General features: G+C 69.3%; 15 protein-coding genes. 10 read left to right on the top strand and 5 right to left on the bottom strand.

The window, feature by feature from the left end:
• Positions 1 to 477 precede the first annotated feature (477 nt).
• Both Ato02nite_RS39055 and ahcY read right to left on the bottom strand, forming a co-directional pair.
• Positions 478 to 2,100, bottom strand: coding sequence for a Na+/H+ antiporter (locus Ato02nite_RS39055; RefSeq protein ID WP_213011738.1), 1,623 nt, complete (start codon positions 2,098 to 2,100; stop codon positions 478 to 480).
• 50 nt (positions 2,101 to 2,150) lie between these two features.
• Entirely contained in the window at positions 2,151 to 3,608 is a 1,458-nt protein-coding gene (gene ahcY, locus Ato02nite_RS39060; RefSeq protein ID WP_213011739.1) for an adenosylhomocysteinase, read from the bottom strand.
• 177 nt (positions 3,609 to 3,785) lie between these two features.
• On the opposite strand from ahcY, the gene Ato02nite_RS39065 reads away from it, so the two are divergent.
• The 4 genes from Ato02nite_RS39065 (at position 3,786) to Ato02nite_RS39080 (ending at position 7,173) form a co-directional block, all read left to right on the top strand.
• On the top strand, positions 3,786 to 4,676 hold the full coding sequence (locus Ato02nite_RS39065) for a HAMP domain-containing protein (protein WP_213011740.1): 891 nt from the start codon (positions 3,786 to 3,788) through the stop codon (positions 4,674 to 4,676).
• 49 nt (positions 4,677 to 4,725) lie between these two features.
• A complete protein-coding gene (locus Ato02nite_RS39070; RefSeq protein ID WP_213011741.1) occupies positions 4,726 to 5,634 on the top strand; it encodes a LacI family DNA-binding transcriptional regulator in 909 nt (302 codons plus the stop codon).
• 82 nt (positions 5,635 to 5,716) lie between these two features.
• Positions 5,717 to 6,043, top strand: coding sequence for a YciI family protein (locus Ato02nite_RS39075; RefSeq protein ID WP_213011742.1), 327 nt, complete (start codon positions 5,717 to 5,719; stop codon positions 6,041 to 6,043).
• Positions 6,040 to 7,173, top strand: coding sequence for an RNA polymerase sigma factor (locus Ato02nite_RS39080; protein ID WP_213011743.1), 1,134 nt, complete (start codon positions 6,040 to 6,042; stop codon positions 7,171 to 7,173). The genes Ato02nite_RS39075 and Ato02nite_RS39080 overlap by 4 nt, the downstream gene beginning before the upstream one ends.
• Here Ato02nite_RS39080 and Ato02nite_RS39085 read toward each other — a convergent pair.
• On the bottom strand, positions 7,170 to 8,390 hold the full coding sequence (locus Ato02nite_RS39085; protein WP_246607954.1) for an EAL and HDOD domain-containing protein: 1,221 nt from the start codon (positions 8,388 to 8,390) through the stop codon (positions 7,170 to 7,172). The genes Ato02nite_RS39080 and Ato02nite_RS39085 overlap by 4 nt on opposite strands.
• 49 nt (positions 8,391 to 8,439) lie before the next feature.
• Positions 8,440 to 9,447 (bottom strand): hypothetical protein, encoded by a 1,008-nt coding sequence (locus Ato02nite_RS39090; RefSeq protein ID WP_213011744.1) that lies wholly within the window; start codon positions 9,445 to 9,447, stop codon positions 8,440 to 8,442.
• Positions 9,448 to 9,580: 133 nt separating this feature from the next.
• Here Ato02nite_RS39090 and Ato02nite_RS39095 point away from each other — a divergent pair, with 133 nt between their 5' ends.
• The 4 genes from Ato02nite_RS39095 to Ato02nite_RS39110 all read left to right on the top strand — a co-directional run bounded on the left by Ato02nite_RS39095 (position 9,581) and on the right by Ato02nite_RS39110 (position 15,171).
• Positions 9,581 to 11,566, top strand: coding sequence for a glycosyl hydrolase family 28-related protein (locus Ato02nite_RS39095; protein WP_213011745.1), 1,986 nt, complete (start codon positions 9,581 to 9,583; stop codon positions 11,564 to 11,566).
• A 91-nt stretch (positions 11,567 to 11,657) separates the two neighbouring features.
• A complete protein-coding gene (locus Ato02nite_RS39100) occupies positions 11,658 to 12,560 on the top strand; it encodes an NAD-dependent epimerase/dehydratase family protein (protein ID WP_246607955.1) in 903 nt (300 codons plus the stop codon).
• A gap of 39 nt (positions 12,561 to 12,599) precedes the next feature.
• Positions 12,600 to 13,778 carry an MFS transporter gene (locus tag Ato02nite_RS39105; RefSeq protein WP_246607956.1) on the top strand — a complete coding sequence of 393 codons (1,179 nt, stop codon included), beginning with the start codon at positions 12,600 to 12,602 and terminating at the stop codon, positions 13,776 to 13,778.
• A gap of 247 nt (positions 13,779 to 14,025) precedes the next feature.
• Positions 14,026 to 15,171 carry a Gfo/Idh/MocA family protein gene (locus Ato02nite_RS39110; protein WP_213011746.1) on the top strand — a complete coding sequence of 382 codons (1,146 nt, stop codon included), beginning with the start codon at positions 14,026 to 14,028 and terminating at the stop codon, positions 15,169 to 15,171.
• Here the strand turns inward: Ato02nite_RS39110 and Ato02nite_RS39115 are convergent.
• Positions 15,155 to 16,282: a 3-oxoacyl-[acyl-carrier-protein] synthase III C-terminal domain-containing protein gene (locus Ato02nite_RS39115; RefSeq protein ID WP_213011747.1), complete on the bottom strand. Its 1,128-nt coding sequence runs from the start codon at positions 16,280 to 16,282 to the stop codon at positions 15,155 to 15,157. The genes Ato02nite_RS39110 and Ato02nite_RS39115 overlap by 17 nt on opposite strands.
• A gap of 232 nt (positions 16,283 to 16,514) precedes the next feature.
• Here Ato02nite_RS39115 and Ato02nite_RS39120 point away from each other — a divergent pair, with 232 nt between their 5' ends.
• Together Ato02nite_RS39120 and Ato02nite_RS39125 are read left to right on the top strand one after the other, a co-directional pair.
• A complete protein-coding gene (locus Ato02nite_RS39120) occupies positions 16,515 to 17,741 on the top strand; it encodes a helix-turn-helix transcriptional regulator (RefSeq protein ID WP_213011748.1) in 1,227 nt (408 codons plus the stop codon).
• Between the two features lie 109 nt (positions 17,742 to 17,850).
• The gene (locus Ato02nite_RS39125; protein ID WP_213011749.1) at positions 17,851 to 19,512 is read left to right on the top strand and encodes a sensor histidine kinase; all 1,662 of its coding nucleotides are present in this window, start codon (positions 17,851 to 17,853) and stop codon (positions 19,510 to 19,512) included.
• The last annotated feature ends 1 nt before the right edge of the window (position 19,513 follow it).

A 19,513-nucleotide genomic window follows, 5' to 3' on the forward strand; every position in this document is an offset into this window, starting at 1 on the left:
GCCACCCCGCAAGCAGCGTGCGACACCAGCACGTGCCGCGACTCTCGCGCAACGGAAACACGCACGCAGCCCCCGCGCGGCAACGCCTCGCGGGGGCTGCCCCATACGGCGCTCTGCGCTGCCAGAGGGCGTTTTATGCCTATTCGGCCGGTCGGTGGCGGGTCGAAGCCACGTCGTGGGGCCGGCATCGCAGATCTTGTGGCGTTGCTGCTCTGTCCGCACGCTAAGTCCACTAGGTTGCATCTGGCCGGGCTGTCGGGGTGGGTTGCGAGCTTGGGCCGGGCCCGCCCGCAGCGGGCGCGCGGAGGGTGGGTTGCACCGGCCGGGACCGCGTGCCATGGGAGTGCTTCGGCGCGTACGGCAAAGGTTTGATCTTCCGCGCGAAAGCAGCCGGCCTCCGTCTCGAGGAAGCCTGGCCGGGGTCCCGTTCCTTTTGGACATTGGCGGGACCCCGACCCGAAAGATCTTTGGAGACGCTCAGGAGCGTTCGGCCAGCCGTTCCTCGTGGTCGAGTTCGCGCTCGAGCACGCGCAGGCCCTCGTCGGTGAGGTTGCCGGCGTCCCGCCATCGCAGCAGCTCCTCGCGCTGTGCGTCGATCACCTCGCGGCGCACCGCGAGTGCCGCTTCGTACTGGGGGGACACCGGCACCTCGTCCGATTCGGACCGCTCGATCAGGTCGAGCCGCCGGCGGTACCGCTCGAGCCGGATCGTCAGCTGCTTGCGCATGCTCTCGATGGCCTTGTCCTCGATGTGGTCGTGCTCCTCCTGCTTGATCTCGTCGAGCCGGTCGATCGCGGCCTGCACCGCCGCCGACCGGGCCTCGTTGCGCTCCCGGGCCAGGTCGGCCTTGTTGGCCCGCAGCCCGAGCCAGCGCACCAGCGGCGCGAAAGTGAGCCCCTGACCGAGCAGCGTGACCAGCACGACCACGAAGGCGCAGAACTGCATCAGGTCGCGGTCCGGCACGTTCTCGTGCAACGTGAAGATCGCCGCGAGGGAGATGACGCCGCGGGTGCCGGCCCAGCTGAGCGCCACCACCTCGCGCTTGTCGAGCGCCTTGTCCTCCCGCCCCTCCGACGAGCCGCCCAGCCGGGCATGCATCCGGCTGGGCAGCAGTTGGGTGACCACCAGCCAGAGCGGGCGCAGGAGCAGGACGGCGCCGACCGAGATGGCCACCGCGATGACGATGGTGCTGGTCTCGTACTCGTGCAGGTGGTCCACGACCTCGGGCAGCTGCTGACCGATGAGCAGGAAGACGAAACCTTCGAGGACGAAGTCGACGAGCCGCCACACCGCGCTGGTCTGCAGCCGGCTGGCGCCGGTGGAGTGGCGGGGCGCGTTGTGCCCGATGATCAGGCCGGCCACCACCACGGCCAGCACGCCGGAGACATGGACACTCTCGGCGAGCAGGTAGGCCGCGAACGGGGTGGCCAGCGAGATCGTGTTGGCACTGATCGGGTCCTCGCGCAGGGTCCGCAGCAGTCGCACCAGGTAGGCGATGACCACGCCGGCCACGACGCCGCCGGCCGCCGACATCACGAACCGGCCGACCGCGGTCGGGAACGAGAATCCGTTGCCGTCCACGGAATCGACGGCGACGGCCAGGATGGTCAGCGCGGTCGCGTCGTTGAGCAGGCCTTCGCCCTGGATCAGGGTGATCATGTTGCCGGGCAGGCCGGCCCGGCGCCCGACGGCGAGCGCGGCCACCGGGTCGGGTGGGGCGATCGCGGCGCCCAGCGCCACCCCGGCGGCCAGCGTCGCCCCGGCCACCCAGAGGTGGAAACCGACGCCGACGAGCATCGCGGTGGCCAGCACCAGCAGCACCGAGAGGCTGATGACGATGCGCAGGTTGTGCCGGATGTCGAGCAGTGAGGAGTCCAGCGCCGCGTTGTAGAGCAGCGGCGGGATCACCAGGGTGAGGATCAGTTCCGGGTTGAGCGGAATGTTCTCCCCGGGCAGGAACGCGTAGACGATGCCGATGATGGTCAGCAACGCGGCCGAGGGAAGCCCGGTCCGGCGGGAAACCCACCGGGTCGCCACGATGACGGCCACGGTTATCAGGACATAGAGCAGGATTGCCTCGAGATGGTGCACCCGCTCCATCTTTCTATGACGGGCCGCGCCAGGCAGCGCAGCCCGTCACAAAAAGCCGATCAGTAGCGGTAGTGCTCCGGCTTGTACGGGCCGTCGACGTCGACGCCCAGGTATTCCGCCTGCTTCTTGCTCAGCGTGGTCAGCTTGACGCCGAGGGCGTCCAGGTGCAGCCGGGCCACCTTCTCGTCGAGGTGCTTCGGCAGCACGTAGACCTGCTTCTCGTACTCACCGGGCTTGGTCCACAGCTCGATCTGCGCGATGACCTGGTTGGAGAACGAGTTCGACATGACGAACGACGGGTGACCGGTCGCGTTGCCGAGGTTCATCAGGCGACCCTCGGACAGCACGATGACCGAGTGGCCGTCGGGGAAGGCCCACTCGTGCACCTGCGGCTTGATCTCGATCTTCTTGACGCCCGGCACCTTGGCCAGGCCGGCCATGTCGATCTCGTCGTCGAAGTGCCCGACGTTGCCGACGATCGCGTTGTGCTTCATCCCGGCCAGGTGCTCGGCGGTGATGATGTCGGTGCCGCCGGTGGTGGTGACGAAGATGTCGACCTCGCCGAGCACGTCCTCGATCCGGGCGACCTGCATGCCGTCCATCGCGGCCTGCAGCGCGCAGATCGGGTCGATCTCGGTGACCACGACGCGGGCGCCCTGGCCGCGCAGCGTCTCGGCCGCGCCCTTGCCGACGTCGCCGTAACCGCAGACGAGCGCCAGCTTGCCGCCCAGCATCACGTCGGTCGCCCGGTTGAGGCCGTCGACCAGCGAGTGCCGGATGCCGTACTTGTTGTCGAACTTGCTCTTGGTGACCGAGTCGTTCACGTTGATGGCCGGGAAGAGCAGGGTGCCCTCCTTGGCCAGCTTGTAGAGCCGGGCCACGCCGGTGGTGGTCTCCTCGGTGACGCCGCGGATCTCGGCGGCGATCTTGGTGAACCGCTGCGGGTCGTCGCCGAGCGACTTGCGCAGCGTCTCGAGGATGATCGTGTATTCGTGGCTGTCGCCCTCGCCGGGCTGCGGGACGGCGCCGGCCGCCTCGAACTCGACGCCCTTGTGCACCAGCAGGGTGGCGTCGCCGCCGTCGTCCAGGATCATGTTGGGGCCGAGGCCGTCGCCGAACTCGAACAGGCGCATGGTGGCCCACCAGTACTCGTCCAGCGTCTCGCCCTTCCAGGCGAAGACCGGGACACCGGCCGGCTTCTCGACGCTGCCGGAGCCGACGACGACGGCGGCGGCCGCCTCGTCCTGGGTCGAGAAGATGTTGCAGGACACCCAGCGCACCTGCGCGCCGAGGGCGACCAGGGTCTCGATCAGCACGGCGGTCTGCACGGTCATGTGCAGCGAGCCGGCGATGCGGGCGCCCTTCAGCGGCTGCGACTCGCGGAACTCCTCGCGGATCGACATGAGGCCGGGCATTTCATACTCCGCCAGGCGGAGCTGGTGGCGACCGGCCTCAGCCAGCGTGAGGTCGGCCACGGCGAACTCCAGGCCATTCACAACCTGCAGTTTTTCGGACATGAAGAGGGCTCCTCCCTCTCAGGAGGCGCCCTTGCGTCAGCAAGCCGGCGGCCGAGCGTGGCGGACCCCACAGATGAGCTTGGGTCCGTTGCAGCGCCTCTCGACCGGGCCTTTACAGGGTAACCCGAGCCTGCGATTCTTAGCCGCCCCCCATGTGATTCGACGGCAGGTAGGGACGTGCCAGAGCCGCTACCTCGGGTTTTCCGGCCCAGGACCATTCGCGTACAACTGACGCTCGCCATCACGGCGGTCGTCGCCCTCGTGGTGGCGCTGGCCGGTCTGGCGATCGTTCTGTACGCCGATCATCGCGATCGCGACGCCGTGGACGCGGCGCTGACGACCCGGGTCGCGCAGGTGCGCACGGCCGCGGCGAAGTCCGGCTCGCTGCCCACCGACGGCACCTTCGCCGTACGCCTTCTGGACGGCACCGGCCAGCGCGCCCTGGTCGGCGCGAAGACGAAGTTCTCGGAAACCGTCAAGGACGGCTATTCCACCGTTACCGCCGAGGACGGATCACATTGGCGCTCATGGGCCGAAACACTCAAGACCGGCACACAGCTGCAGGTCTTGATCGACCTCCAGGACGTGGAGGATCAGCATGACGGAAATGTCAGGATGATTGATCTCATTGTGGTTCTCGCCGCGATCATCGCCGCGGTGGGCACCTGGTTCGTCGGCGGTCTCGTGATGCGCCCGCTGGTCAAGCTCGCCCAGGGCGCCCAGGCGATCACGCCCGACGCCCCCACCCAGCGACTGCCGGTGGTGACCAGTCCGCCCGAGGTCGCCGACCTCGGCCTGGCGCTCAACGAGGCGCTGGACCGGATGAACATCCCCGACCGCGAGCAACTCGCCAGCGACGCGGCCCAGGAGGCGACCGAGCACTTCGCCAAGGAGGCCGCCGAGAGCCTGCGCGCGCCCCTCGCCGACCTCGGCGAGGGCCTCGACCAGCTGCTGGACAACCCCGACCTGCCGGTGACCCAGCGCCACCTGGTGCTCGCCGCGATCCAGACGGAGTACCGCCGGATCGTCACTCTCGTGGACGATCTCGGGCCCAAGTCGCACTCGTAAGCATCAAAGACCTTCCATAAACCCTCAAAAACACCTCATCCTGTACGGCGTGAAGCACCCGTACCGGATTCGCGAGATCGCCGCCCGGGCCGGCCTGAGCGAGGCCACCGTGGATCGAGTGCTGCACCAGCGGGGCGGGGTACGGGAGAGCACGGCCCGCGAGGTCCATCAGGCCATCGCCGCCCTCGACCGGGAGATCCCGCAGTCCCCGGCCGTCCCGATCGACGTGATCGTCCCGGAGTCGATGGCCGCCGCCGTCCGGCAGGCCCTGGAGACCGAGCTCCCGGTGGTTGTCCGCCCCCGCTTCCACCCCGTCGCCGACGCGGTGGAGGTGCTGAACCGGGGGCGGTCGCAGGGCGTGATCCTGACCGCGCCGGACACTCCGGAGATCATCGAGGCGATCGGCCGGGCCGGGGTGCCGGTGGTCACCCTCGGCACCGACCTGCCGGCCAGCAAGCGCGTCGCGTTCGCCGGCATCGACCAGGCCGACGCCGGTGCCACCGCCGCCTATCTGGTCGGTCAGTGGCTCGCCGATCGGGCCGGTGACGTGCTGGTGGTGCGCGGCACCGGCGCGGACGGTGAGGACGAGCGGGTGGCCGGTTTCCGGGCCGCGATGACCGCCCGGAAGCTGATCGAGGCCGCGGCGGTCGATCAGGTGCTGGCCGGCAACTCGGCGATCCGGGCGGTCTATGCGCCGGCCGGCGACACCGCCGGGGTCGTCGACGCCTTCGCCGAGCAGCACCGCGTCTATGACGTGTTCGTCGCGCACGGCCTCGATGCCGCCAACGCCGCGCTGCTGCGTGCCCACAAACTGTCCGCGGTGCTGCACCATGACCTGCGCGCCGACGTGCGGCAGGCCGGCCTGACCATCCTGCGATCCCAGGGCGTACTGCCCGGCCCGATCCACACCCAGCCGGCCGCCGTCCAGGTGATCACCCCGTACAACGCAAGTCTCTAAAAATCTTTGTGGTCGGCTGTCCGGTTCCGGTCCGGCCGTTCGTCACCCTGGTGAAAGTCAACCTGAGGGAAGTGGGACAGCGATGAAGTACATGATGTTCGTCTGCACCGACACCGAGCCGGAGACCGACGAGTCGATCGTCCCGGACATCTTCCAGTGGGTCGCCGACAACGACGCGTCCGGCCGCCGGGTCGCCGGCAACCAGCTGGTCAGCCCGTCGTCGGCCACCACGGTCCGGGTCCGCGGCGGCGAGGTTCTGCTCAGCGACGGGCCGTTCGCCGAGACGAAGGAGGTCATCGTGGGCTTCGACATTCTCGAGTGCGCCGACCTCGACGAGGCGATCGCGGTGGCCGCCGCGCATCCGATGGCCTACAACGGCCGGCTCGAACTGCGCCCGTACCACGGATGACGGATCTCCCCGACTCCTACGGCCGGATCGTCGCCACCCTGATCCGGCTGACCGGGGACTGGAACCTGGCCGAGGACTGCGCCCAGGAGGCGATGGCGGCCGCGCTGGAGCGGTGGCCACGCGACGGTACTCCGGACAATCCGGGCGGCTGGCTGATGACGGTCGCCCGGAACCGGGCCATCGACGTGCTCCGCCGCTCCTCCGTCGAACAGACCAAGCTTCGGGAGGTCGCGATGCTCTTCCATCCCGGGGAGCAGCACGAGATCGAGGACGACCGGCTGCGGTTGATCTTCACCTGCTGCCATCCCGCGCTCGCCCTCGATGCCCGGGTCGCGCTGACCCTGCGGACCGTCGCGGGCGTGCCGACCGCGGACATCGCCCGGGTCTTCCTGGTCGGCGAGTCGGCGATGACCCGGCGCATCACCCGGGCCAAGTCGAAGATCACCGAGGCCCGCATCCCCTATCGGGTGCCCGAAGGGCAGGCGCTCGTCGAGCGCCTGCCCGGGGTGCTGGCCGTCCTCTACCTGCTCTTCACCCGGGGGTACGACGCGGACGGCGAACCCGCTTTCGCGGACGAGGCGATCCGGCTCGCCCGGCTGCTGACCACGTTGATGCCGGCCGAGCCGGAGGTGTCCGCGCTGCTGGCGTTGTTCCTGTTGCAGCACTCGCGGCGGCACGCGCGCCGGGACGCGCTCGGTGATCTGGTGCCGCTGGATCGGCAGGACCGGTCCCGCTGGGATCACGCGGCGATCGCCGAGGGCCGGGCGATCCTGTCCGGCGCGGCGGTCACCGGCCCGTACGCCGTGCAGGCCCACATCGCGGCCGGGCACACCGCGGCCGGCAGCGACTGGGTGTCGATCGCCGGCTGGTACGACCAACTGGTCCGGATCCAGCCCACGCCGATGGTCGAGCTGAACCGGGCGGTGGCGCACGGTTACGCGTACGGTCCGCAGGCCGGGCTGGCGCTGCTCGCCGGCTTCGACGGCTACCCGGCGGTCGCGATCGAGGCCGATCTCACCGCCAAGGCCGGTGACCGGGACCGGGCCGCCGCCCTGTTCCGCGCGGCGGCCGCGGCGGCTCCTTCGGAGGTGGAGCGCCGCGCCCTGCTGGCCCGCGCGGCCGAACTCTAGGCGGCGGCCAGCCGGTTCGACTGGGCCAGTGCCCGGGTCGACCAGCGGACCGCGTCCATGTACTGGCCGGCCAGGTCGAACGTGCCGAACTCGCCCTTCTCGTACGCGTCCACCGCGCGCAGCACCCGGCCGAGACGCCCGGTGCCCTCGGTCAGCGCTGCCACGATCGCGGGCGCCAACGGGAACTGTTCGGCCATCTGGTCCGGGCCGATGTCCAGGAGGTGGGCCACGCCGCTGATCACGCCGGCCATGAACGCGCCGTCGGACGAGGCGCCGAACCAGGTGGCGATGTTCTCGCAGAGCCGGGCCCGGGTGAGCACGGCCAGCATGTGCTCCTCGGTGGTGGTGGCCGCGTCGTCCAGCGCCATCAGCAGCGCCCACTGCCGGATGTGCGGCAGGCCGACCATGACCACGGCCTGGCGCACCGAGGAGACCCGGTTGGCGTGCCCGGCCGCGACCGAGTTGCTGGCCCGCAGCACGCGCAGGGACAGCGGCGGGTCGCTGGCGATGATGTTGACGATCTTGTGCAGGTCCGGCTCGTTGTCGCTGAGGGCGCCGACCAGTTCGAGGCGGCGCAGATGGGACGGGGACAGGCTGGCGACGGTGAGCACCTGGGGGTGGCTGAGCGCGTAGCCCTGGCGCAGTTCCATGCCGTACTTGTCGGCGATGGCCAGCTGCGCGTCGGTCTCCAGGCGCTCGGCCACGATCTGGATGTTGGGGTACTCGCGGCAGGCGGCGACCACCTCGTCGAGGCGGGACAGGTCGCCGTCGAGCAGGTCCAGCTTCACGTAGGAGGCCAGGCTGAACAGCACCTCGTGGCCGGATCCCCAGACGAAGTCGTCGAGCGCGATCCGGTAGCCGGCCTCGGCCAGCTTGGTGATCCCGGCGACCACCTCGTCGTCCATCTGGACGGTCTCCAGCACCTCGAGCACGACCTGCTCCGGACCGAACGGCAGCGCGATGTTGCCGACCAGGAACTCCCTGGTCAGGTTGATGAAGCAGAGCCGATCGCCGGCGACCTCGCGGATGCCGAACTCGGTGAACGCATTCACCATCACCGTGCTGGTGGCGTAGGTGTCCTGCCGGCCGGCCGCAACGGCGTCCATGCTGCCGCGGAACAGCAGCTCGTAGGCGACCACGTCGCCGTGGACGTCGAAGATCGGCTGCCGTCCCACGTGCACCAGCTGGGTGCCGTCCGAGCTCGCCGAGGGTTTCACACCGCTTGCTATCGGTTGGCAACCGGAAGATCTGACGAAAACGTAAAGGTCAGAGTGTTGTCTGCCAGATCCGGTCGGCCGCTACCAGCAGCAGAGCGTCGCCGCGGCCGGCCACCGCGACCGGCGTGGCGGGCGCGTCGGCGCTCTTCCCGTCGATCCACAGGCCGCCGCCGACCAGCACCGGCCGCCCGCCCGCGATGGTCAGGGACCGGACGCCGGCCGGGTCGCCGCCGAACGTCTCGCCGGCCGTCCAGGTGCCGCCCCGCCGGTGCCACAGCTGGAACTCGGTGTCGTGGATGCCGGCCGCGACCACCTCGTCGCCCTGCCGGACCACCCGCTGGATCTCGGTGACGCCCTCCTCGGTCGGTGGGTACTCCCGAGCCCAGCCCGCTCCGCCCACCCAGGCGGCGGCCTGCCCATCCGCGCTGCCGAACACCGCCCACCGGCCGTCCGGCAGGGTGATCGCGTCCCGGGCCACGGTGTCGCCGGCCAGCCCGGGGTCGTTCTCGTGCAGGGTGAAGGTGCGCCCGTCCGGGGACAGCCAGGCCGCGGCGCCGCTGGTCCGGTTGCCGGCGATGGCGAAACCGGCCGGTCCGGCGGCGATCGGGCCCACGTCGACCGCGGTGTCCCCGCCGTACGTCTCGAACGGCGCCGCGTTTTCCACCATCCGGTCGCCGTCGAGCCGCCAGGTGCTGACCCGGGGGTTGCCGTGTGCGCCGCCGGGCACCGCGCCGACCATCGCGACCCGCCCGTCCGCACAGGCCACGCTGGTGATCACCTGCTGCGGGCCGTAGTAGCTCGTCGGCAGCGGTGCGAACGTGACCGGCTGCCAGCCGGCGTCGGTGCCGGTCCAGGCGGCCGGCCGGGTGCTGCCGTCGGCCGCGCGCAGGCCGCCGACCACCCACCACCGGTCGCCGCAGTCGGCCGCGTCCCGCAGGTCGGCGCCGCCGGATCCGGGTAGATCGACCGGTTCCCACCGAAGCGGGTGGTTGCTGCAAGCGCTGAGGGAAAGCACCAGGATCGCGGCAGCCAGACCGCAAGAAAACGATGGCCTCATGTAACCACCGAACAATCTCCCGAAAATATACGACCGAACCTTGTGGACTGCGTCACAGCGATTCTATGGTCACTGCACCTCCCGGCGTCCGTCCCGCTTGGAGAGTCGCTCCCCTCGAGAAAGAGCTCCGTCCATGTTTCTGGAGAGATCTCGGTTGGCCGCCGCAGTGGCGGCCGGCCTCGCCATTGCGGTCGGCGCGACCGGCACCGCGTACGCCTCGGAAAAAGCGCAAGCGAAAGTCACCCGCGCGGCCATCGACCCGGCGCTCGTCGCCGGGCGCGGCGCGAACGTCGCGTTCCAGGAGCAGGAAGCCGAGAACGCCGCCACCAACGGCACGGTCATCGGCCCCGACCGCACCGCCTACACGCTGCCGGCCGAGGCCTCCGGCCGCACCGCGGTCAAGCTCACCCCGGGTCAGTGGGTCGAGTTCACGCTGCCCAAGGCGGCCAACGCGATCACCGTGCGATACAGCATTCCGGACGCGGCGAACGGTGGCGGGATCACCGCGCCGCTGGCCGTGAAGGTCCGCAACACCACCCGAAGCCTGTCGCTGACCTCGCAGTACTCGTGGCTCTACAACCAGTATCCGTTCAGCAACGACCCGACCGCGGACCTGCTGCACCCGGACTGGTGGATCACCGAGTGTGCCTGCGTGCCGGCCGCGACCCCGGACGCGCCGCCGATCAGCAAGCCGTTCCGGCCCAGCCACTTCTACGACGAGCAGCGGCTCCTGCTCGGCACCACCTACCGGGCGGGGGAGAAGGTCCGGCTGACCGCCTCGGCCGGTGCCGCCTGGACCGTGATCGACCTGCTCGACTCCGAGCTGGTCGGCGCCCCGAAGGTCAACCTGCTGGCCGCGAACGTGCTGCTGTTCGGGGCCGACCCGACCGGGCGCCGCGACTCGGCGCCGGCCTTCGACAAGGCCATCGCCTTCGCGCGCAAGGCGCATCTGAAGGTGTACGTGCCGCCGGGTGTCTTCCAGGTCAACCGGCACATCGTCGTCGACGACGTGACGATCGAGGGTGCCGGAAACTGGTACACGATCATCAAGGGGCGTTCCATTGCCCTGCCAGTTCCCGCTCCCGACAATTCGGTCCATTCGGGCGTCGGCTTCTACGGGAAGTACGTTGCCGACGGTGGCTCGAGAAATGTCCACCTCGCCGGCTTCGCCATCGAGGGTGACGTCCGCGAACGCATCGACACCGACCAGGTCAACGGCATCGGCGGCGCGATGAGCGACTCGACCATCGACGGCCTCTACATCCACCACACCAAGGTGGGCCTGTGGTTCGACGGTCCGATGTCGAACGTCAAGGTCACCAACAACGTGATCGTCGACCAGATCGCCGACGGCCTCAACTTCCACACCGGGGTCACCGGGTCGGTCGCCCGCAACAACTTCCTGCGCAACACCGGCGACGACGCGCTGGCCATGTGGGCCGAGGGCACCACCAACGCGAACAACACGTTCGACCACAACACCGTGCAGACGCCGGTGCTGGCCAACGGCATCGCGATCTACGGCGGCACCGACATCACGGTCTCCGGCAACCTGATCGCCGACCCGATCCGGGAGGGCAGCGCGCTGCACGCCGGCTCCCGCTTCGGCGCCCAGCCGTTCGCCGGGCACCTGTGGTTCACCGACAACACCACCGTCCGGGCGGGCACCTACGAGCTGAACTGGAACATCGGGCTCGGCGCGATCTGGCTCTACGCGCTGGAGAGGAACATCGACGCGGACATCCAGGTCGTCGGCGACAGCTTCCTCGACAACACGTACAACGCGGTCATGATGGTCGCCGACTGGCCGGTCAAGGACCTCTACTCGATCACCAACACCCACTTCAGGAACATCAAGATCGACGGTACGGGTACGAGCGTGCTCAGCGCCCGCGTCGCCGGGTCCGCCACCTTCGAGAACGTCGACGCCCGCAACGTCGGCGCGGTCGGCGTCAACAACTGCGGATCGTTCAATTTCACCCCGGCCGGCTCCGAGTTCAAGGTCACCGACCTGGGCGGCAACGACGGCGGCTGGCTCGCGCCGTGGATGCTGCCGAACACGATCACCTGCAACGACCGTCCGCCGGTGGTCGCCCCGCCCGCGCCTTCCACCTGGTAGATCCGCTACGGCAGCCCCGCTCGTTGAATTCGGGCGGGGCTGTCGTGTGTTGGTAGCCTGGGCCGCTGAACTCGGGACTCGGAGGACGTTTGTGAGCCAAACACTGCTGGTGACCGGCGGTGCCGGATTTGTCGGGACCAACCTCATCCGGGCCCTGCTCACCGACTATCCGTCCGCCGCGATCGTGTCGCTCGACAACTACTTCACCGGTGTCCCGGAAAACCACGTCAACGACCCCCGGGTGACCTATATCGACGGCTCGACCGTCGACCTCGCCAAGACCTGGGCCGACCGCGGCCTGCCCAGCCCCGAGATCGTCTTCCACCTCGGCGAATACTCGCGGATCGTGCAGTCCTTCGACGACCACGACCTGACCTGGGAATTCAACCTGCTCGGCACCAAAGAGGTGGTCAAGTTCGCCTCGGCCAACGGGTCGAAGCTGATCTACGCGGGCTCCAGCTCGAAATTCGGCAACGACGGGCAGGACGAAAACCTCAACCCGTACGCCTGGACCAAAGCCAAGAACATCGAGTACATCCGGAACTATTCGTCCTGGTACGGCCTCGACTACGCGATCACCTACTTCTACAACGTGTACGGCCCTGGCCAGATCACGGCCGGCCGCTACGCCACGGTGATCGGCATCTTCGAAGACCATTACCTGCGCGGCGAGCCGCTGCCGGTGGTGTCGCCCGGCACCCAGACCCGCGACTTCACGCACGTCGACGACATCGTCCGGGGCATCGTGCTGGTCGCCCAGAAGGGCAGCGGCGACGGCTACCTGCTCGGCATGGGCCGCGAGTGGCCGCTCATCGAGGTCGCGAAACTCTTCGGCGTGCCCTGCGAGATGGTGCCGGCGCTGCGCGGCGAGCGGGTGCGCGGCCAGGCCGACACCACCCGGGCCGGCGAGCTCGGCTGGCGCCCGCAGAACAGCCTCGACGCGTACATCGCCCGTTTCGTCAGCACCCACCGGCCGGGAGAGTTGGCTCACTGATCGGCCCGGGACGCCCCACGACCGGGTTGACTGGCGTGAGTGCGCCGCTCCCTGATCTTCGTACTGGCCCTGGCCTGCGGCCTGACCGTGGCCAACCTGTACTACTCGCAGCCCCTGCTCGACCTGATCGCCGACGCCTTCGGCGTGAGCCAGGGCGCGGCGACGATCGTGGTCACCCTCACCCAGATCGGGTACGCGCTGGGCCTGCTCTTCCTGCTGCCCCTCGGCGACCTGGTCGAGAACCGCAAGCTGACCACCCGCCTGCTCGTCGGGACGGCGACCGCCCTGCTCCTGGCCGCGGTCTCCCCGGCGTACCCCCTGTTCCTGGTCGTTTCGGTCTTTGTCGGGGTGACCTCGGTCGTCGCGCAGATCCTCGTGCCGCTGGCGGCGCACCTGGCCCCGCCGGAGCAGCGCGGCGCCCTGGTCGGAAAGGTGATGGGCGGCCTGCTGCTCGGGATCCTGCTGGCCCGCACGGTGTCGAGCTTCGTGGCCGACCTCTTCGGCTGGCGAGCGATCTACTTCGTCTCGGCGGCCCTGATGATCGTGCTGGCGGTCATTCTGCGGCGAATGATCCCGGTTCTTGAGCCGTCCCACACCGCCGGCTACGGCAAGCTCCTGCGCACCGTCGGCGATCTGGCCCGCACCGAGCCGACCCTGCGCCGGCGGGCCCTCTGCCAGGGGCTGCTGTTCGGGGCGTTCAGCGCTTTCTGGACCGCCATCGCCTACGAATTGATCGGCGAACACGGCTTCGGCCAAGCCGAGATCGCGATCTTCGCGCTGGTCGGGGCGGGCGGCGCGACCGCCGCGCCGCTGGCCGGCAAGCTGGCCGACCGAGGGTACGGCGTAATCGCCAGCGGCGGCGCGATCCTGCTGGTGGGCGCGATGGCCGTGCTCGCCGCGGTGGGCCACGGGTCGGTCGTGGTGCTGGCGGTGGCCGGCTTCCTGCTCGACTTCGCGGTACAGGCCCACCAGGTGATGAGCCAACACGAGATCTACGCGCTGCGCGAAGACGCCCGAGCCCGGATCAACACAGTCTTCATGACCACGGTCTTCACCTGCGGCGCCCTCTCGTCAGCGGCGACGGGCCTGCTGCACCACCGCTACGGCTGGACGGGAGCCTGCGTCCTGGCCGCCGCCCTGTCCCTGGCCGCCTTCGCGGTGTGGGCCGTCGGCCGCCGAGCATCCCGCCGCCGCCCAGCACCGGCCGTCGCCCGCTGAGGCCCGGCGCCGGCGTCTCTCCGTTCGCGTTACGGACCCTGATCTTGTGGATCTGCGGTTAGGAGCGCGCAGTAACTCGACGAGATCGCGGCGGGTTTGGGGGTGACGCCTTGCGCGAGAGGCGCGCTGCGGCCGGTTGGGTCGCCTGGCTTGCGCTGGTAGGCGGGGGCTTTTTGCTGCCTCGTACTTATCGGGGTCTTTGTTTCCTTGGGTTTCGGAAGGGGGTGGGTGTTGGCAGGATTAGGGCGTGACCGATGGTGCGCTTGGTGTGGCTGTGGTGGGGTTTGGGTGGATGGGGCGGGTGCACGCGCAGGCCTATGCGCGGGTGCCGCACCATTTTCCGGGGGCGCCTCGGGTTCGGCTGGTTGCGGTGGCCGACGATGTTCCGGGGCGGGCTGAGGGCGCGGCGGCGCAGTTCGGGTTCGGCGCTTTTCGGGTGGACTGGCGGGAGTTGCTGGATGATCCGGCCGTTCAGGCCGTCAGCGTTACCGTGCCCAATTTTCTGCATCGCGAAGTCGGGGCCGCGTTCGTGGCGGCGGGGACGCATGTCTGGATTGAAAAGCCGGTTGGTTTGTCGGCTTCGGAAGCGCGGGCTTTGGCCGGGTCTTCGGTGCAGGTTGCGGTTGGCTTCAACTATCGCAATGCGCCGGCCGTTGCTCGGGCGCGCGAACTGCTGCTCGGTGGACACATCGGGAAAGTCACTCATGCTCGATTTCGGCTGCACAGTGACTATGCCGCTCACCCTGATGGTGCGCTGACCTGGCGTTACTCGCGCGAGCGCGGCGGCAACGGTGTTCTCGGGGATCTCGGGTCGCACGGGGTTGATCTGATTCGATACCTGCTTGGCGAGATTTCCGCGGTCGTCGCGGACACCGCCATTTTCATTCCTACCCGGCCGCGGCCTTCCGGGGCGACCTCGGGGCATGAGCGGGGGAGTGGCGAACCGGGGCCGGTCGAGAACGAGGATTGGTTCGGGGCTCTGCTGCGGATGGATTCCGGGGCTCGGGTGGTGCTCGAAGCCAGCCGGGTCGCCGTTGCCGAGCAGAACAGCTACGGCTTCGAGATTCACGGAACCGCGGGCGCCTTGTTCTGGGATTTCCGGCGAATGGGGGAACTCGGCGTGGGCACCGGCGCGTCCCCCCAGGACGTGCCGGTGCACACCATTTTCGCCGCCCCCCTCGACGGCGATTTCGCGGCGTTCCAGCCGGGCGCGGGCATTCCGATGAGCTTCGACGACCTCAAGGTCATCGAGGCGTACCGGTTTCTGCGCTCGATCGCCGATGGTGGCACCTCGCACGGTGCCACCATCGATGACGCCATTCGCAGCGCCGAGGCGCTGGACGCGATCGGCCGGTCCGCCGAGACGGGAGGCTGGGTCAGCGTTCCCCGGTAGCCGGCTGGACGATCTTGGCGGTGTTCAGTGGGAGCAGGTAGGCGCCGCGCTCCGGGCCCGAACCGACCACCGAGACGCAGATCAGGTCGCCGGTCGTGACGTCGCCCGCGTACAGGTCGTCGTGCAGCATCTTGGCGGTGCTGGCGCTGACCAGGTTGCCGAAGCGGCGCGCGTTGGTCGGGGCCTTGTCCGGCGGCAGCTCGGCGAGCCGCGCGAACGACTCGACCAGTGCCGGACTCGCCTGGTGCGTGTAGATCCTCTTCACGCGGTCGACGTAGCCGGGCAAAGCGTTGTTGAGCGCCGCGTGATTGAGCATCATGCCCTGCGTGTAGTAGCGCTTCACGGCCGGACCGTTCATGCCGTAGCAGGCCAGTTCGGCCGCTTCCGGGGTGCCGTAGGGATGCCGCGAACCGCCACCGAAATGGTGGATCAGCGGGTCGGTGAAGCCGGGCTCGTCGCCGAAGGCCTGCGAGTCCCGCGAGTACAGCACCAGGCCGGCTTCTTCGTCGTTCCGGCTCAGCACCATCGCCGCCGCGCCGTCCGAGAAGATCCCGGCCGACGCCCACAGGCTCTTGCCGAGCGGATGCGTGGTGTTGTGCAGGTAGATCGGGTTGACGCCGCCGTCCAGATCGCCGGTGATCCGGGACGGCGCGTTGTAGGTGACGATCAGGGTGTGCCGCGAGTTCATCCGGGCGGCCAGTGCGGCCGCGCGGGCCAGCCCGGCGCAACCCGCGCCGATCTGGATCGGCACGACGTGGTCCGGCAGCTGCAATTCCCGGGCCATCCGGAAGGCGTCCTGGTCCAGCATGATTTCGTACGGCGAGCAGGTCACCAGGATCATCGTGTCGATGTCCCGTGGTTCCAGGTCGGCGGAGAGCAGCGCCTCCCGCCCGACCTCGGCGATCCGGCCCAGGTCGGCGAATGTCCACGGATCCCAGCTCTTGCCCTGAATGCCGAGCACCCGTTCGACGAGTTCGCCGCTCATCAGCCCGCCCGTGCGGGCCGGGATCTTGGCGGCGTCCGCCCACTCGTTGATGGTGAGGACCCGCCCGATGAGGGTGGCGAGGCCCGTGATGGCGTACGGCAAAGGCAGTGCACTGTCGACAGTCATCACTCCGGCTTTCGGTCGACATGTTTGACAGCTCAAAGTCTGTTGATCACCGCTCGGTCGATACACCGGGGAAATCCCTAGTACCTAGAGTTCGTACGTGTCCAGCGATCTTGAAGCTGAGGCGTTGGTTGCGGCAGCGCTCCGGTCATCCGACCCGCGCCTGTTGTTCCAGGCCTTCCTGGTTTTGACCCGCAATTCCGGGGCGTTGGATCTCCAGCCTCTCGTCGGGGAAATGTCCCGATTTTCCGTGCAGGAACCGTTTCTGGCGGCCGTAGTTACCGGGGTCGCGCTTTCCCGTGCGGGCTTACCTGGTGCTGTTGTTCATCTGGAACGCGCGCTGGCGCTCTTCGACTCGCTGGGTCTGCACGACGACCCGCTCTATCTCGAGTGCGCGATCTTCGTGACCCTGACGCTGATCCGCCCGCACGAGGCCCGTCTGAAGTACGCCGGCTACGTCGACCGCCTGAGCTTCGACCCGGTCGCCCGCGCCCGGCTCCTCGCCATGATCGGGCTGGGCGACGCCTGGGCCGGCAACCTGGTGCGCGGTCAGGCCGAGATGCTCGAGGCCCGCGACCTGGCCCTGCAGGCCGGCCGCCCCGACGTGCAGGCCGAGGTGACCTCGTGGCTGATCAAGTGCGAGGCGCTGCGCGGTGACCTCTCCTCCTCGGCCGCACACCTGGCCGAGGCCCGAACCTTGGCCGCCCGGAACGGCTCGGCATGGGTGGCCGGGCACATCGTCGAGGGCTCGGCCACGCTGCACTTCGCCCAGGGCGACACCGAGGCCTGGGTGGCGATGCTCGAACTGATGGTGGCCGGCGGCATGGGCGTCGATTCCGGCCTGACCTTCGAATACCGCTGGGAGCTGGCGACCCACCACGCCCTGCACGGCTCCCTCTCCACGGCCGCGAGGCTGCTCGACGGCGTGCCACCCGCGCCCGTCTTCCTGCCCGGTGGACCGGCGATGGCGGCCTGGCGTTCCTGGATCGAAGCACCCGACGATGAGCAGCGGATGCACGAGTTCGAGTCGGTGCTGCCGGAGTTGACCCGGCCCGCCGAGCGGTTGCCGCGCGCCCGGATGGCCTGGCTGCTGGGCGCGCACCACGGCCGGCGGGGTCGGCGGGCCCCCGCGGTGCGCCTGCTGGAAGCCGCGTGCGCCGGCTACGCCGCGATCGGTGCGGGCGGCATGCTGGCTCTCACCGAGGCCGATCTGCTCGGTGTCACCGGAGGTCGCCCGTCCTACACGCCGCCACCGCCGCTCGCCTCGAAACCGGGCGAGGCGGCCCTGACCGGCGCCGAGATCCGGGTGGCGGTCGCGGTGGCCGACGGTCTCAGCAACAGGGAAGCGGCCGAGCGCCTGTTCGTCTCGGTGAAAACCGTCGAATTCCACCTCGGCAACATCTTCCGCAAGCTCGACGTCCGGAACCGCACCGAGCTGGCCCGCCGCCGCGACACCCTGTAGTTGATTTATTTGCCTTTCGGCAAATGTTCCGCCCCCGGCTGGCCTATAAAGGGGGGTGTCGGGCTGAAACGTGCGCTGGTCCGCTCGCTTTTCAGCAGATCGGGCCCTGATGGATGAGTCTTCGGCGGGGAACGGCTCGATGCCCGGTGACGCGCTCGCCCGGCTGGCGGCGCGGCTGGTGCGAGCGCCGATGGCGGCACTCCTCATGACGCGTGACGAGGCCGTGGAGACTTTCGGCCATTTCGGGTTCGTCACCCCCGGTCGGCTGCCGCTCGCCGATCCGCTCTACTCGCAGGTGATCACCGACGCGCGCGTGGTGCGCAGCGACGACGACACCTGGCCGGGATTCGGCAACCAACTGGCCGTACGCGCGGTTCTCGGCGTTCCGGTCCGCGACGACCGCGACGACGTGATCGGCGCCCTGCTGGCGATGGACCGGCGTCCGCACCGGTGGACCGCCGAAGACGTGACCTCCCTGCTGGCCGTGGCCGACATCGGCGGAGTGCGCTCCCGGGCATCGGCCGACCCCGACGACGGTTCCGCGCATAGCCTCGCCAGCCGTTTCCGCACCTGTCACCACGCCGTCGAGCGGAGCCTGCGCTCGTCCCGAACCGGAGGCGAAGCCGCCCCCCGCCTCCTCGAGGCGGTCGCCACCGCCCTCGACTGGCCGGCCGCCGAACTCTTCCTGGTCGACGAGCAAACCGGAAACCTCGACGCCGTCGGCCACTGGAGCAACTGGCCCGGCGAGCCGGACGACCTCTTCGGCCACACGCCGATCAAGGGCGCCGGCATCACCGGCCGGGTGTGGCAGACCGGCCGCCCGATCTGGGTCGACGACATCACCGTCTACACCGACCTGGTGACCCCGTTCGAACGTAACCGCGTCGAAGCCGCCGCCGACCACGGCATCCGCACCGTGATGGCAACCCCGGTCTGCGACGGCGACACCCTCCTCGGGGTGCTGACCTGCTACGCCGGCAGCTCCCAAAGCCACCAGGAACTACTGACCGTGCTCCTCGACGGGGTGGCCGCCCAGATCGGCATCTGGATAGCGCTGCGCCGCGCCGAACGCCTGGGCCACGAACTGAGCCGCACCCAAGACGACTTCATCGCCCTGGTAGGCCACGAACTCCGCACACCGTTGGCCTCGATCACCGCCCACGCCGGCATGCTGCACGACGAGCTGGACGCCCTGACCGTCGACCAGCAAGAAATGATCGAAACCATCGCCCGCAACGCCGGCAGCCTGCAAAACACGGTAAACGCCCTGCTCGACCTGGCCGGCCTGGAAGCCGGCCACCTGCCGATGCGCCGTAAGAAAATCGACCTGTGCGACCTGATCACCGCCGCGGTGAACAGTGCCCGCCCGCGAATCGCGGCGAACGGCATCCGCCTGCACACCGAACTGCCGAAAACCATCCGGCTGACCGCCGACCCCGACCGGCTACGCCAGGTGATCGACGACATCCTGGCCAACGCGGTCCTCTACACGCCACTGGGCGGCGCGGTGCGGGTGACCGCGACCATCGACGAGACCGCGATCCAGTTCCAGGTGGCCGACACCGGCATCGGCACCCCTACCGACGAGCGGGCCCGGGTTTTCGACCGGTTCTTCCGCGGCAGCAACGTGCGCCATCACGGGACTGCCGGCAGCGGGCTGGGGCTGAGCCGGGCACGCGCGATCATCAACCTGCACGACGGCCACATCCACCTGACCAGTAACGCCCCGACCGGCACGGTGGTCACGGTGCGGTTGCCCGTGCCGCCGTGAT

The organism is Paractinoplanes toevensis (genome assembly GCF_018332695.1).
In the GTDB taxonomy this organism is placed as follows: Bacteria; Actinomycetota; Actinomycetes; order Mycobacteriales; family Micromonosporaceae; genus Actinoplanes; species Actinoplanes toevensis.